The organism is Georgenia sunbinii (genome assembly GCF_036421875.1).
Lineage (GTDB): Bacteria > Actinomycetota > Actinomycetes > Actinomycetales > Actinomycetaceae > Georgenia_B > Georgenia_B sunbinii.
Genome location: NZ_JAZGOL010000010.1, coordinates 1 through 15,262, shown reverse-complemented (window position 1 = coordinate 15,262; position 15,262 = coordinate 1). Strand labels below are relative to the sequence as shown.

Here is a 15,262-nt window from a genome sequence, read left to right as displayed (position 1 = left end):
TGTGGGTGACAAGTCTGCTCTCGCGGACAAGTCGGCTGTGGGGGGCGAGTTTGCTGTCAGGGGTGGGGGACGGGGACGCCGGCGAGCTCGAGGAGGAGGTCGCGCACCTCGGTGGCGGCCACCCGGTCACGGGCGGTGGCCGGGTCGGAGCACAGCAGCACCGGGCCGTCGGCGGGGGTGTCGGGCAGCCGGCCGTGGCTGCCGCGCAGCGGTGACGGGTCCAGCGGGACGACGTCCATCATGTAGCGCATGCCGAGCTTCTTGCGCAGCAGCGCCTTGCCGGCACGGAGCTTGACCCACTTGTCCTCGGGGTCCATGAACAGCTCGACCGGGTCGTACCCCGGCTTCTTGTGGATCTCCACGAGCTTGGCGAAGTCGGGCGCGTTCTTGTCGTCGAGCCAGTAGTAGTAGGTGAACCACGAGTCCGGCTCGGCGACGAGCACGAGCTCCCCGGAGCGCGGGTGGTCCAGGCCGGCCTCCCGCTTGCCCTCGGCATCGAGCACCTGGGCCACCCCGGGCAGCGCGGCGAGCAGGTCGCGGACCTTGGGGATGTCCTCCTCCTCGCGCACGTAGACGTGGGCGACCTGGTGGTCGGCGACGGCGAAGGCCGGTGACGTCCAGGTGTCGAGCAGCTCGCCGGTCTCGTTGTGGTGCACGTGCAGCAGCCCCGCGCGGCGCAGCGCGCGGTTGACGTCGACCGCGCGCGAGACGTCGGTGATGCCGTACTCGCTGAGGACGACGACGGTCGCGCCGAGCGCCTCGGCGTCGTCGAGCAGCGGCGCGAGCGCGTCGTCGACCTCACGGGCCGCCCGGATCGCCTCCGGCCCGGAGGGCCCGAAGCGCTGGAGGTCGTAGTCGAGGTGCGGGACGTAGGAGAGCGTGAGGTCGTGCAGCGGCATCAGCCGCCGGGTGGCACCGATGATCCACTTCGAGCTGGCGATCGAGGCGTTCGGTCCCCAGAAGGTGAACAGCGGGAACGGTCCGAGCTCGGCGACCAGCTCGTCGCGCAGCGTGGGCGGCCAGGTCCAGCAGTCCGGCTCCTTGCGGCCGTCGGCGTAGTAGGCGGGGCGCGGGGTCACCGTGGTGTCGACCTTCGCCCCCATCGCGTACCACCAGCAGATGTTGGCGACCGTGTAGTCCGGCTTGCTGCGGCGGATGGTCTCCCAGATCTTCTCGCCCTCGACCAGCCCGTTGTTCTGACGCCAGAGCAGCACCTCCGCGGTGTCCCGGAACAGCCAGCCGTTGCCGACGATGCCGTGGTCGGTCGGGGTGAGCCCGGTGAGGAAGGTCGACTGGGCCGCGCAGGTCACCGCCGGCAGGACGGTCTCGAGCGTGGCCTCGTAGCCAGCGGTGGCGACGCGGCGCAGCCGCGGCATGTGCTCGAGGAGGCGGGGAGTGAGGCCGACGACGTCGAGGACCAACAACTTGCTCATGCATTCTCCAGTCCGAGGGTGTGCAGGTGATCGCGGGCGTGCGCGAGCTCAGCGGCCAGGCCGGCGACGAGGCCGGCGTCGTCCGACGGCCGCTGGTCGGCGGGCAGTACCGACCAGGTGTAGGTCTCCACCTCGAGGTGGTCGGTGAGGGCCCGCTCGCCGCCGAGGAGCGCCCGGGCAGCGGTGACGAGCTCGGCGTCGGTGCTGCCGAGCGGTCCCTGCGGGGCGGCGTGGAGCGGGAGGTGGAAGTGGATGCGCCACGGCTGCTCGCCGGGCAGCGGCGCGCTGTCCAGCGCCTCCGGGAGGTCGTCGCGGCTCAGCAGGCCGCCGTCGGGCGCGGGCTCGCGGACCTGGTGGAGGAACCGCTCCTCGACGAAGCCGTCGAGCAGCTCGCGGGCCGCCGGGTCGCTGGGGTCGGGCACGTGCAGCGCCGCCGACAGCTGGGTCTTGACCACCGGCAGCCCGGCGGCGGTGAGCCGGCCGATCGCGGCGTCGGCGTCCTCGAAGGCGGTGGCGAGGTGGCAGGTGTCGACGCAGACCCCGAGGTACTCGGTGTCGACACCGGCGAGCGCGTCGACCGCCTCGGCGGTGGTCTCGATGACGCAGCCGGGCTCCGGCTCGAAGCCGACCCGGATGTGACGGCCGGTCTCCTCCCGCAGCCGGGCGAGGCCCACCGCGAGCTCGTCGAGGTTGGCCCGGGCGGCGTGCCGGGCGTCGTCGGGCCACGGGGTGTGCCAGGCGAGCGGCAGCGTGCTGATGCTGCCGCGGGCGGCGTCGTCGGGCAGCAGCCGCGAGAGCACGGCGGCCGCGTCGAGGGTGTAGGTCAGCCGGTCCTGCTCGGTCCAGTCCGGGCGGTAGACGCGGTGCTTGACGACCGGGTCGTGGAAACCGCCGTACGGGAAGGCATTGAGGGTGACGACCTCCAGCCCCTGCTCGTCGAGCACCGTGCGCAGCTCGTCGAGCGCGCCGGCGTCGGCGGCGAGGTGCGCGGCGGTGGCGGCGGGCAGCCACAGGCCCAGGCCGAGCCGGTCGACGCCGAGCTCGGCGCGGACCGGTCCGGCGAAGCGGCGCAGCTGCTCGTGGATGCCGGCGGGGTCCTCCGCCGGGTGGACGTTGCTGCAGTAGGCGAGGTGGACGACCGTGCCGTCACGGTGACGCAGTCGCACGCCTCAGGACTCCTTGCGCTCGCCGCGCAGGATGGAGTTCCCCTCGAAGGTGGCGTCCGCGCCGGTGACCTCGTCGAGCATCAGCCGGCCGCTCTGGCCGAAGAACTCCACCGGGTTGCGCCACAGCACGCGGTCGACGTCGTCGTCGGAGAAGCCGGCGGCGAGCATCGCCTCGCCGGTCTTCAGCGTCTTCAGCGGGTCGCTGCGGCCCCAGTCGGCCGCCGAGTTCACCAGCACGCGGTCGAGCGACCCGCGCTGCTGCAGGATCGCGACCATCCGGTGCTCGTCCATCTTGGTGTCCGGGTAGACCGAGTAGCCCAGCCAGCAGCCGGCGTCGTCGACCATCTCGGTGGTGGTCTCGTTGAGGTGGTCGACGACGACCATCCCGGGCGCCATGCCCACTGCGGCGACGATGTCGAGGGTGCGCTGGGTGCCGACGGCCTTGTCTCGGTGCGGGGTGTGGACCATGGCCGGCAGGCCATGCTCCACCGCCATCTCCATCTGCCGGGTGAAGGCGTGCTCCTCGGCCTCGGTCATCGAGTCGAAGCCGACCTCACCGACGGCGACGACGCCGTCCTTGGCCAGCCAGCGCGGCAGCAGGTCGAGGATCCCGACGCACCGGGGGTCGTTGGCCTCCTTCGGGTTGAGCGCGATGGTGGTGTGGTGGGCGATGCCGAACTGCGAGGCGCGGAACCGCTCCCAGCCGACGAGGCTGTCGAAGTAGTCGATGAAGGACTCGACGCTGGTGCGTGGCTGGCCGAGCCAGAAGGCCGGCTCGACGAGGGCGCGGACCCCCGCCGCGTAGAGCGCCTCGTAGTCGTCGGTGGTACGAGACGTCATGTGGATGTGCGGGTCGAAGATGCGCATGGCTGGCTCCTGGAGGTGACGGATCAAGGCTCGGGGACGGTCCGCATGGCTGCGGCGACGTCGGGGAACTGCTCGAGCACGTGGGGGAAGAGGTCGAGGACCCGGTGGGCGTCCGGCGCGATGTCGCGTCCGGCGGCGAGGCGCTCGTGGCCGAACGCGGCGACCATCCGGGCCAGCTCCGCGTCCGCCCGCTCGGTCAGCCGGTGGACGGCCGACAGCGGGACACCGACGAACATGCACTTGAGCACGCCTTGCCGCCAGGTCGCGTCGTCGAGGTGCTCACCGGCCCAGGCGCCCATCGCGGCGCCGACGAGCCGGACGTCGTTGGTCCGCAGCGCGTCCTCGACGAGGTGCGCGGCGTCGGCGCCCAGGCCGAGGTCGGCCAGGGAGCGGAGGATCGCGCGCTTCTCGTCGCCGTCGCCGAAGCGGTAGAGGTCGTCGACCTCGCGGCGCAGCGCGGCGGCGTCCGGCTCGGCGGAGACGAGTGCGGCGAGGATGGCACCGCGGACGGCGTCGTCGAGCGTGGGCCCGCCGATGCCGCTGGGGTCGTTGTCGTCGAGCGGCCCTCGGGCCACCTCGCGGGCGGCAGCGGGGAACAGCCGCTGGACGGCCGCCGGGTCGGCGGTGACGGCGGCGATGATCTCCGCCAGCCGCTGCTGCGCCTCAGGAGAGAGCCGACCGGCAAGGACATCGGGCGAAGGACCGGTCACGGGAGCTCCTCGGGGGCGTGGTGGGTGTCGCGGGACGAAGCAGTGGCGATGGCGGCACGCAGGGCGTCGATCGACCGTGCGGCAACCGTTGGCACGGTGGCGCTGTGGCGACCGAGCTCGACGGAGACCAGGCCGGTGTACTCGATGTCGATGAGCGAGCGCATGACGGCGGGGAGGTCGATCTCGCCCTCGCCGAACTCCAGGTGCTCGTGGACACCGCGACGCATGTCCTCGATCTGGATGTGCACGACGTCCTCGGCGACCTCGCGGAGGATGTCCTGCGGGGGCGCGTCCTCGTTGCAGATGGCGTGGCCGACGTCGACCGTCATCCGCAGCGCCTCGGGCGAACCGAGCCGACGGCGCAGCTCCTGGACTTCGGCGAGCCGCTCGACGAGCATGCCCGGCTCCGGCTCGAAGGCCAGCCGGACGCCGGCCTCCTCCGCGTGCGGGAGGAGGTCAGCCATCCCGGTGAGCAGGCGGTCCCAGGCCACCTCGACGGAGGTGCCCTCGGGCACCCCGCCGGACCACATGTGCACGATGTCGGTGCCGAGGTCGCCGGCGATGTCGATGGCCCGGTGGAGCAGCTCGAGGCGACGCTCCTGCCCGTCGGTGGAGACGAGGGTCGGCTCGTGCTTGTGCCAGGGGTCGAGGAGGTACCGCGCGCCGGTCTCGATGGCCACGGCCAGGCCGTGCTTCGCGAGCAGCCCGGCGGTCGCGTCGACCCGCGCCGCGGCGTCCGGCGCGAACGGGTCGAGGTGGTGATGGTCGAGCGTCAGCGCGACGCCGTCGTAGCCGAGCTCGGCGATGACGGACAGCGCGTTGGGCAGCGAGTGGTCGGCAAAACCACTCGTGCCGTAGGAGAGGCGCAGGCTCATGTCGATGACACCTTTCTGGCGGCCGCGCGGAGGACGGGGGTGAGGGCGAGGAGCGCGGCCGCGGTGCCGACCGCTCCCCGGCGGGCGATGAGTGCCGCCTGGAGCGGCACCAGCCCGTGGATGCCGCCGCCGGTGGCCCGCCGGACGGTGCCGGCGTCCGGGCTGGCCACCGCGGCTGCCTGGGCGCGGCCCACCGCGACGGCGTAGCTGCCGGCGAACACCGCGGACGCGAGCCGGGCCAGCGGGCGCTGGCGGCGGTCGCGGGCCGCGTCGACCGCGACCGTGGTGGCGACGGCGCACGTGGTGGCAAGGGCCGCGCCGGCGGTCGACGGCGTCGAGCCGTGGACCTCGCCGCGGCTGAGCACCGTGACCAGCGCGGTATGGGTGCCGACCGCCAGCGCGGCCGGCAGGGCGCGCCGCGGGTCGGCGGAGCCGCCGAGGAGGACGTCGAGGACGCGGCTGGCGCCCATGACGACGGGGCCGGCGGCGGTCGGCTTGGCGACGAGGTCGTAGGTCCACACCGCACCGGCGAGCGGCACCGCGACGGCCAGCGCCCGCCGGCCGGTGGTGGCGGCGAGCGCCACGCTGGCGAGCGTGAGGCCGCCGGCGAGCCGCAGCGCGGTCGTGGCGCTCACCCGCCCCGACGGGATCGGCCGCTCGGGGCGCTCCTCGGCGTCGAGGTCGCGGTCGGCGTAGTCGTTGAGCGCCATCCCGGCCCAATACAGGCAGACGGAGGACGCGGCAAGCACGACGGGCCGCCACCCGCGCAGCGTCCCCGCGGCGGCCGCGCCCGCGAGCACGTCCCCGGGCACGGTCAGTGCGGCGGGGAGACGGACGAGCTCGATGAGGTCCTGGGTGGTGCTCATTGTGAGACGGCCAGCTTGCCGCACCACTCGGTGAGTGCGGTCCACTGCGCGGAGACGGCGTGCTCGTCGCCGCCCAGCGGCTCCTTGAAGAAGAAGGCCAGCGCGTTCTGCACCCCGACGTCACCGTTCTCGTGCGCCCGGGCGATGAGCCGCACGAGGTCGAGGACGAGCGGCGCCGCCAGTGCGGAGTCGCAGCCCTCCCAGGTGAACTGCAGGTTCATCCGGGTGCCGAGGAAGCCCTCGAAGGAGATGTTGTCCCAGGCGGTCTTCCAGTCGCCGTAGTCCTCGACGTAGTCGATGCGCAGCGGGCCGTCGACGTGGTGCCCGAGGATCGCGTCGACCCCGGCACCCTTCGTCGCGGTCTTGCTCTCCGCGGCCACCGGGTCTGCCAGCGTGCGGCCGTCACCGCCACCGAGGATGTTGTAGGACGCCCACGACCGGACCTTGAGGGCACGGGTGGCGAACATCGGGGCGAGCGTCGTCTTCACCAGCGTCTCGCCGGTCTTGCCGTCGCGGCCCGCCCACGGCACGCCCTGCTGCTGGGCGAGCTCGACGAGCGCACCCGGCGTCGCGCCGGGGCTCGGCGTGAAGGAGACGAGCGGGCTGCCGGCGCGGAACGCCCCGTAGGCGTAGAGCGAGCTCAGCGGCAGCGGTGACTGCCCGGCGTCGAGCGCCTGCTCGAGCGCCGCGAGGGTGTCCAGCTCGGGCCGCGGCTGCGCGGGCGCCTCGGTGTTGCTGACGTCGACGACGACGACGCGCGTGAGCCCGTGCTCCTCCTGGAACGCTCGGATGTCGGCCTCGATGGCGCTCGCGGTCTCGCGCTGGGTCGCCAGCTGCGGCGCCTGCCGGATCCGTGCGTCGGCGTCCGCCAGCTCCGTGCTGAGCGCGGCGACGAGGGCGACGGGGAAGACGCCGGACTCCGCGAGCAGCTGGGCACGCGCCGCGACCGGGGTGTCGATGACGTCGTGCCCGCCGGTGACGAGGGACTCGATGTCGATGAGGCCGGCGGCGGCGACCGGTGCCAGCTCGGAGACGAGCCCTGTCCGGTCGGAGAGGCCGGCGCTGACGGCGAGCGCGCCGATCGTGGCGGTCGTGGCGACGGAGCCACGCGCGCCGATGAACCAGATTCCTGTGCGACTGCGTGAGGACGTGCCGCTCTCGGACGGGCTCGGGGACATGCCTACCACCTCTGTGCGACCGCCGCTGCCCTGGCAGCGTCGATCGGCGTTGATCGGGAGCACCTGTGAGGACCCAAGTTCTACAGGCGGCTTCACATTAGTTGGACGACGATGAGCGAAAGCGAGGCTAGTTGCTTCACTTCCACAGATGAGATTATATGAAAGTCGTCACTAAGCAAACAACGTCCGGCGACGACGCGGGGCGTGCCGGGCGCGCCCTGCCGTGCCGCCGGAGAACGCCTGGGAGGAAGCCGAGATGAGTGAGCACGACGCCGTCCTCGAGGACGCGCCGACGCCGTCCGGTATGTCCCGGGCCGGACGCTCCACCGAGGTGTCCACGGTCCTTGACCGGCTGATGGTGCAGCTGCGGGCGCGCGCGGCCGCCCACGGGACGGCCTACGAGCTGCTGTGGCAGCAGCTCGAGCGCACGGTAGCCGGCGGCAAGCACTTCCGCGGCCGCCTCGTCGTCGAGGCCTACGCCCGGCTCGGTGGCGTCGACTCCCTTGCTGCGGCGCGACTTGGCGCGGCGTTCGAGCTCCTCCATGCCGGCTTCCTCATCCACGACGACCTCATCGACCACGACACGATCCGTCGTGGTTTGCCGAATCTTGCCGCCGGGATGCGGACCGCAGCCGCCGAGGTGGGCGCCGACGAGGGGGCTGCGCAGCATTTCGCCGACGCCTCGGCCGTGCTGGCCGGCGACCTCGCCGTCGCCCTCGCCCACCGGCTGTTCGCCGAGGTCGATGCGCCGGCCGCCACCCGCGCTGGGCTCAGTGACCTCCTCTGGGACACCGTGTTCGTCAGCGTGGCCGGCGAGCTCGACGACGTCGCTGCCGGGCACGGGCTGTGGGAGGTGTCGGCCGAGAAGGCGTTGTCGATCGCCGCCGAGAAGACCGCGTTCTACTCCTTCCAGGCTCCCCTGCGTGCTGCCGCCGTCCTCGCTCAGGCGCCGGCCGAGGTGTGCGAGCCGCTGGACGTCATCGGTCACTCCCTCGGCAAGGCCTTTCAGCTGGCCGACGACCTCCTCGGGATCTTCGCGCCCGAGTCGGTCACCGGCAAGAGTGCGGTGTCGGACCTGCGCGAGGGGAAGGCCACCACGCTCATCCTCCACGCCCGTAGCCTGCCGGTCTGGCCGCGGATCCGCGACGGTGTCGGTCGGGCTGACCTGGACGAGGCGGGTGCGGCCGTCCTGCGCCGCGAGCTGGCGCGCTCGGGTGCGCCCGAGAAGGTCGGCGACCAGGCGCGGGCCGAGCTCGCCACGGCGCGCCAGGTGCTGGAGTCGGCTGCGGCGCTGGCCCCGCTCGCCGAGGTCGTCATGTCCGTCTGGACGATGGTGGACCGCAGCCTCGATGACGCCGCCGCGTACGTGTCGGCCGTGTCGGGCGGTGGGGATGAAGGTGCGGAGGATTAGCACTGATCTTGACTTCGTTGTGAGAGGTGGCTGTTCAACTTCTGGGTTGACATTAGCCAAAGGTCTCCCTACGGTCTGAGCCGTGTGGCTCGGGACACCCCCGCCCTGAGCTCGCACGAGCCCTCATTGTCGAGGGCTCAGAACCCACAACGGAGCGGGTTGGTGCGCGGCAGATCGTGAGCCGCGCACCGGTCGCGGTCCCACAGGCGGGACCAGCTCCGGACATGTCAAGGAGGAATTGTGGTCAGACGTTCAGGGATCGGCCGTTGGTCGACCCGAGGTGCCGCGGCAGTGTTGTCCGCCGCGCTGGTATTACCACTGACGATGAGTGGGGCGCAGGCGCAACCCGGTCATGGCGAAGGTTCCGCCGATGCGGCGGTCCTGGCGGACGCTCCGGCTGCCGAGGCGGCAACCGACTGGAACAACTACGAGAAGTTGCTGCTCACCAAGGACACCGGTGAACCGATCGACCTCGCGGTGCTGCCCGACTCCCGGGTGCTGCACACGGCGCGTGATGGTGTCGTGCGCCTGACCGACCCGGCCACCGGGCGTACCGAGCAGGTCGCGCGGCTCGACGTCTACGCGAACTCCGAGGACGGCCTCCAGGGAGTCGCGCTCGACCCGGACTTCGAGGAGAACGGCTGGGTCTACATCTCTTACGCTCCCAGGGAGATGAGCGGCACCTCGCCCTCCGGCGTGGACTACCCGGCGACCACCCCCGGCGGCAGCGCCCCGGAGCGGCTGCCCGAGGGTGCGGACGCCGAGACCTACTGGGACCAGTGGCTGGGCTACAACCTGCTGTCCCGCTTCAGGTGGGACACGGAGACGAGCACGCTGGACCTGACCACCGAGCAGGAGATCATCAAGGTCGACGCCCAGCGCGGGCAGTGCTGCCACGTCGGCGCCGACATCGTCTTCGACGGCGACGGCAACCTCTACCTCTCCGCCGGTGACAACACGCCGGCGGGGACGCCGGGGGCCAACGGCTACGCCCCGAACAACAACGCTCCCGGGATGAACCCCGGTCTCGACGCGCGACGGGGCGCCGGCAACACCAACGACCTGCGCGGAGCAATCCTGCGCATCAACGTCCTCGACGACATCGCCCCCGGCGCCGAGACCGGCCCGGGCAGCACGTACACCATCCCCGCGGGCAACCTGTTCACGGGCGAGGAGTACGACGAGGTCCGCGACCAGGTCCGTGAAGAGCTCTACGTCATGGGCCTGCGCAACCCCTTCCGCATCGAGTTCGACGTCGAGTCCAACGCCCTGGTCTGGGGCGACTACGGCCCCGACGCCGGCGGAGCGAACGCCCAGCGCGGCCCCATGGGCTACGTCGAGTGGCAACTGACCACCGAGGCGATGAACGGCGGCTGGCCCTACTGCCACGGCCCCAACGACGGCGGCGCCTACAACGAGTGGGACTTCGCCACCGCCACCCCGGGTGACTTCTTCGACTGCGACGCCCCGGTGAACAACTCCACCTGGAACACCGGTCTGACGGCCCTGCCGCCGGTCACCGAGCCGCAGATCTGGTACGGCGACCGCGTCGGCGACCAGCCCTGGGACGAGATGATCCAGTTCAGCACGGCCGGTGGCCAGGCCCCGATGGCCGGGCCGATCTTCCGGCACGACCCGGAGAACACCTCCACCTCGCAGTTCCCCGAGTTCTGGGACGGCAAGGCCTTCTTCGCCGAGTTCTCGATGGACTACGCCGCGGTGTTCACCCTTGACGAGCTGACCTCCGACGGCGTCGTCACGGACATCACCAACTTCCTGCCCAACAGCCACCTCACCAGCGTCGTCCAGCCCATCTGGGACAACGTCATGGACATGGAGTTCGGCCCCGACGGCTCGCTCTACGTCCTGGAGTACGGTGACGGCTTCTTCCGCCAGAACCCCGACGCCGGGCTGTACCGCGTCGACTACGCCGAGGGCAACAAGACGCCCCAGGCCAACGTCGTCGCCTCCCCGAACTCGGGCACCGAGGCGCCGCTGACCGTCACGTTCGACGCCACCGGCTCGCGCGACCCCGAGGGCCAGGAGCTCACCTTCGCGTGGGACTTCGAGGGCACCGGCACCTTCGTCGAGGGCGAGGCCACGGCCTCCCACACCTACGACAAGCTCGGCCAGTACGACGTCGGCCTGCGGGTGACCGACGCGGGCGGCAAGTTCGCCCTCACGACCCTGCAGATCACGGTCGGCAACACGGCGCCCGAGGTCAGCCTCGACGTCGCGCACGGCGCGTTCTTCAGCTGGGGCGACGCCATCCCCGTCTCGGTCGACGTGACCGACGCCGAGGACGGCGACGAGCCGAACTGTGGCCGCGTCGCCTGGACCTTCGGTCTGGGCCACAACGAGCACGCTCACCCGGAGGTGTCCGGCACCGGCTGTGACTTCACCATCCAGACGAGCGTGAACGCCAAGGAGCACGGCGAGGGCGAGAAGATCTACGGCACCCTCGTCGTCACCTACACCGACCAGGCGCAGGGCGATGTCCCGGCTGCCCGCGGTGAGGTCGCGCTGATCATCAAGCCCGAGACCCAGCCCGGCCCGTGGTACGACGCCGCACAGGGTGTCGAGGTCGTCCAGGACGAGACCGCCGAGGCGAACGAGAAGGTCGTCTCCTTCGACGCGGGTGACTGGATCGCCTACGAGCCGGTGAGCTTCACGCACGCACCCACCGGTTCGGCCATCGACACGGTCACCGGTCGCGCCGCCGGCGAGGGCACGCTCTCGCTGCACTGGAACGACCACCGTGCCGAGCCCTTCGCCCAGCTGGCCTTCGCCGGCGGCGAAGGCTGGCAGGACGTCGAGGCCGCGGTCGACTCGGTCCCCGAGGGCACCGGCACGGTCTACGTGACCTCCACCGGCGGCCTCGAGCTCGACTCGCTCACCTTCGGCGCGTCGAGCATCGTCGTCCCCGAGACGCCCAAGTGCCTCACCGGGCGCTCGGACGACTTCACCGGTGACGCGCTCGACACCGATCGCTGGACCGTCATCCGTCAGGACGACAACCTGCGCATCGTCGACGGCCACCTGGTCATGCCGACGTCGAACACCGACATCAACGGCACGAGCAACTCCAACACGCCCAACCTGGTCCTCCAGGACCTGCCGGACGGGGAGTTCACGGCGACCACCAAGGTCACCATGGAGGGCACCGGCGCCTATCAGCAGGCCGGCCTGGTCATCTACGGCGACGACGACAACTACGCCAAGATGGTTCTCCAGGAGCGCACGGCCGACAGTGCCGAGCGCGTCTTCCAGTTCATCCGCGAGGAGAACGCGGTGCCCAACGAGGTCACCGCATCCAACACGGCGCCACTGGGAGCGAGCTACCCCGATACCGTTTGGGTGCGCTTCACCAGCGACGGGCAGAACCTCAAGGCGTCCTACAGCGCCAACGGCGTGGACTTCACCGAGATGCCCCAGACCAAGTCGTTGGCCGGCATCGCGAACCCGAAGATCGGGCTCTTCGCGGTCCAGGGCAGCGCCCGTCCGCAGGCTCCGGTCGACGCGTTCTTCGACTACTTCTCGTTCAGCCCGGACGACACCTCGGGTGTCACCGGACCGAACGACGAGTTCGACGGTGACGCACTGGACCCGTGCCTGTGGGACGTCGTGCGTCCCGCCGACGAGCACCTGCAGGTGACCGACGGTCAGCTGATCCTCAACGCCACCGCAGGCGACATCTTCGGAACCACCAACACCAACCCGAGCAACTTCGTGGTCCAGGACCTCGAGGGTGACTGGGTCGTGGAGACCGTGGTCGACGTCTCGGAGACGAGCCGCCGCTACGAGCAGGGTGGTCTCATCGCCTACATCGACGACGACAACTACGTGAAGTTCGACGTCCTCACGACGAACCAGGCCAACCAGGCCGTCGTTCGCAACCTCGAGATCCGCAGCGAGATCGGCGGTGTGGTCCAGCAGCCGCAGCCGAACTCGGCCAACGTCACCGCAACCGTGTGGCACCTGCGCCTCGAGAAGAGCGGGGACACCTTCACCGGCTCCTACTCGACCGACGGCGAGAGCTGGACGGCAATGCCCGCCGTCAGCAACCCGGGTGTCGCGGCCAACGGCAAGGTCGGGCTCTTCGCCCTGGCCGAGCAGTCGACCGACAACGCACCGATCGCCTTCGAGTACTTCCGCGTCCTCGAGGACGAGGAGCCCGAGGAGCCGGCCGAGCCCATCCTCATCCCGGCGGAGAAGGTCTCCATCGGCCTGTACTCGCTCATCCCGTGGGTGAACGCTGACGGCCTGCCGGCCGTCCTCGCTCGCCTCGCCGAGATCGGCTTCGAGAACATCGAGCCGTTCGGCAGCAACTTCAACGGCTACACCGCGCAGGAGTTCCGCGACATGGCCGACGAGCTCGGCCTGTCGGTGCTGTCCTCGCACTACAACGTGGGTGAGGCCAACTTCGACGACACGCTCGCGTTCGTCGACACGCTCGGCCAGGTGTACGTGGGTTCGGGCGGGTTCCCCAGCCCGGGCATCAACACCTACGAGAACACCCTGGCCACTGCTGAGACGATGGACCGTCTGGGTCAGCGTTCGGTCGAGGCCGGTGTGGGCAAGCTCTTCGGTCACAACCACGACCGGGAGTTCACCACCATCTACGAGCACGAGGGTGAGGAGCTCTCCGCGTGGGAGATCCTGGTCGAGGAGACCGACCCGGACTACGTGACGTTCCAGGTGGACGTGGCCTGGGCCGCGCACGCCGGGGTCGACGTGGCCGAGCTCCTCGAGGAGTACGGCGACCGGATCGAGCTCCTGCACATCAAGGACGCCACCGGCCTGGGCAGCAGCATCTCCTTCACCAAGCTCGGTGAGGGTGACGTCCCGCTGCAGGAGATCCTGGCAGCGGCGGAGGAGCACGCGAACATCGCGCTCTACGTCATGGAGTACGACCAGTCCCCGGTCGGCGAGGCATTCTCGGCCGAGGGCTTCGAGTACCTCACCGGCGTCCCCGCCGGCCAGCCGACCCCCGAGCCGGTCCTCGTGCCGGTCGAGAAGGTCTCGCTGGGTCTGTACTCGCTGATCCCGTGGGCCAATGCCGATGGTCTGCCGGCGGTGCTCAACCGTCTGGCCTCGATCGGGTTCGAGAACGTCGAGCCCTATGGCGGGAACTTCAACGGGTATGACGCGGCTTCCTTCCGGGCGCTGACGGACTCGCTGGGCCTGGCCGTCCCGTCCTCGCACTACAACGTGGGCGAGGCCGGCTTCGACGCGACGCTGGACTTCGTCCAGACGCTGGGTCAGGAGTTCGTGGGCTCGGGCGGGTTCCCCGCCCCGGGCATCAACACCTACGAGAACACCCTGGCCACTGCCGAGACGATGGACCGTCTGGGTCAGCGTTCGGTCGAGGCTGGTGTGGGCAAGCTGTTTGGGCACAACCACGCCGGGGAGTTCACCACCACCTACACCCACGAGGGTGAGGTCCTGTCGGCCTGGGAGATCCTGGTCAAGGAGACCAACCCCGAGTTCGTCACCTTCCAGGTGGACGTCGCGTGGGCCGAGCACGGCGGGTTCGACGTGGCCGAGCTACTGGAGGAGTACGGCAGCCGGATCGAGCTGCTGCACATCAAGGACGCCACGGGTCTGGGTGGCAGCATCTCCTTCACCAAGCTCGGTGAGGGTGACGTCCCGCTGCAGGAGATCCTGGCTGCTGCGCAGGAGCACGCGGACATCAAGTACTACGTCATGGAGTACGACGTGTCGCCGGTTGGTGAGGCGTTCGCGGCCGAGGGCTTCGAGTACCTCACCGGCATTCCCGCTGGCGAGGCCACGGAGTTCACCCCCGTCTCGGCCACTCCGGCCGAGGTGACCTTCGATGACCAGGACGGGACCGCGGACGACACGTTCACGGTGCCGACCACGGTCGGTGTGCAGTACTACGTCGGTGACCAGGTCATCGGTGCTGGTACGCACGCTGGTGAGGGCACCGTCACGGTGACCGCGCAGCCGCGTAACGGCTTCGCGATCGCCGACGGCGCCACGGCCGAGTGGAGCCACGCGTTCTCCACCGAGGGTGGGGAGCCGGTGCTGGTGGAGGTCACGCCTGCTGAGGTGACGTTCGATGACCAGGACGGGACCGAGGACGACAGCTACACGATTCCTGAGGTTGAGGGCGTGGAGTACGTCGTTGACGGTGACGTGGTCGCTGCTGACACCTACCCGGGTGCTGGGACGGTGACTGTGACGGCGCGTGCGCTGGATGGTTTCGTGCTGGCCGAGGGTGCCACCGCTGAGTGGTCGCATGAGTTCTCTGCCGATGGTGGGGAGCCGGTGCTGGTGGAGGTCACGCCTACTGAGGTGACCTTCACCGATGAGGCGGGTACCGAGGACGACAGCTACACGATTCCTGAAGTTGAGGGCGTGGAGTACGTCGTTGACGGTGACGCGGTCGCTGCTGACACCTACCCGGGTACCGGGACGGTGACTGTCACGGCGCGTGCGCTGGATGGTTTCGTGCTGGCCGAGGGTGCCACCGCTGAGTGGTCGCACGAGTTCTCCACCGAGGGTGGTGGGGAGGTTCCCCAGCCGCCGTCGAGTGCGGCGGAGTTCCACCTGAGTGATAACTGGCGGGGTACGACGCATCACTTCTTCAAGTACGGGCGGATCGCCGATGAGGTGTTCGTCGGTGACTGGGACGGTGATGGGACCGACTCGATCGCGTTGCGTCGTGGGAACGTGTTCCACGTGTCCAACGCGCCTCGTGGTGGGGATGCTGACTGGACCTTCCGGTACGGC

General features: G+C 70.4%; 9 protein-coding genes. 2 read left to right on the top strand and 7 right to left on the bottom strand.

The features are described 5' to 3' along the window. Positions 1–56 precede the first annotated feature (56 nt). Genes V2J52_RS16240 through V2J52_RS16210 form a run of 7 tightly spaced genes read right to left on the bottom strand, consistent with a single transcriptional unit; the run spans position 57 to position 7,095 of the window. On the bottom strand, positions 57–1,433 hold the full coding sequence (locus V2J52_RS16240; protein WP_331228784.1) for an alkaline phosphatase family protein: 1,377 nt from the start codon (positions 1,431–1,433) through the stop codon (positions 57–59). After that, positions 1,430–2,599 (bottom strand): metabolite traffic protein EboE, encoded by a 1,170-nt coding sequence (gene eboE, locus V2J52_RS16235; protein ID WP_331228783.1) that lies wholly within the window; start codon positions 2,597–2,599, stop codon positions 1,430–1,432. The genes V2J52_RS16240 and eboE overlap by 4 nt, the downstream gene beginning before the upstream one ends. Positions 2,600–2,602: 3 nt before the next feature. Beyond that, positions 2,603–3,466, bottom strand: a complete 864-nt coding sequence (locus V2J52_RS16230; RefSeq protein ID WP_331228782.1) for a TatD family hydrolase — start codon at positions 3,464–3,466, stop codon at positions 2,603–2,605. 23 nt (positions 3,467–3,489) lie between these two features. Beyond that, entirely contained in the window at positions 3,490–4,176 is a 687-nt protein-coding gene (locus tag V2J52_RS16225; protein ID WP_331228781.1) for an EboA domain-containing protein, read from the bottom strand. Beyond that, positions 4,173–5,051 (bottom strand): sugar phosphate isomerase/epimerase family protein, encoded by an 879-nt coding sequence (locus tag V2J52_RS16220; RefSeq protein ID WP_331228780.1) that lies wholly within the window; start codon positions 5,049–5,051, stop codon positions 4,173–4,175. The genes V2J52_RS16225 and V2J52_RS16220 overlap by 4 nt, the downstream gene beginning before the upstream one ends. After that, the gene (locus tag V2J52_RS16215; protein ID WP_331228779.1) at positions 5,048–5,917 is read right to left on the bottom strand and encodes an SCO3242 family prenyltransferase; all 870 of its coding nucleotides are present in this window, start codon (positions 5,915–5,917) and stop codon (positions 5,048–5,050) included. The genes V2J52_RS16220 and V2J52_RS16215 overlap by 4 nt, the downstream gene beginning before the upstream one ends. Beyond that, positions 5,914–7,095 carry an inositol-3-phosphate synthase gene (locus tag V2J52_RS16210; RefSeq protein WP_331228778.1) on the bottom strand — a complete coding sequence of 394 codons (1,182 nt, stop codon included), beginning with the start codon at positions 7,093–7,095 and terminating at the stop codon, positions 5,914–5,916. Before V2J52_RS16210 ends, V2J52_RS16215 begins: the two co-directional genes overlap by 4 nt. A 256-nt stretch (positions 7,096–7,351) precedes the next feature. On the opposite strand from V2J52_RS16210, the gene V2J52_RS16205 reads away from it, so the two are divergent. Further along, complete coding sequence (locus tag V2J52_RS16205; protein WP_331228777.1) at positions 7,352–8,506, top strand: polyprenyl synthetase family protein; 1,155 nt, start codon at positions 7,352–7,354, stop codon at positions 8,504–8,506. 324 nt (positions 8,507–8,830) lie between these two features. After that, a partial coding sequence (locus tag V2J52_RS16200; protein ID WP_331228776.1) for a beta-xylosidase family glycoside hydrolase occupies positions 8,831–15,262 on the top strand: 6,432 nt, incomplete at its 3' end.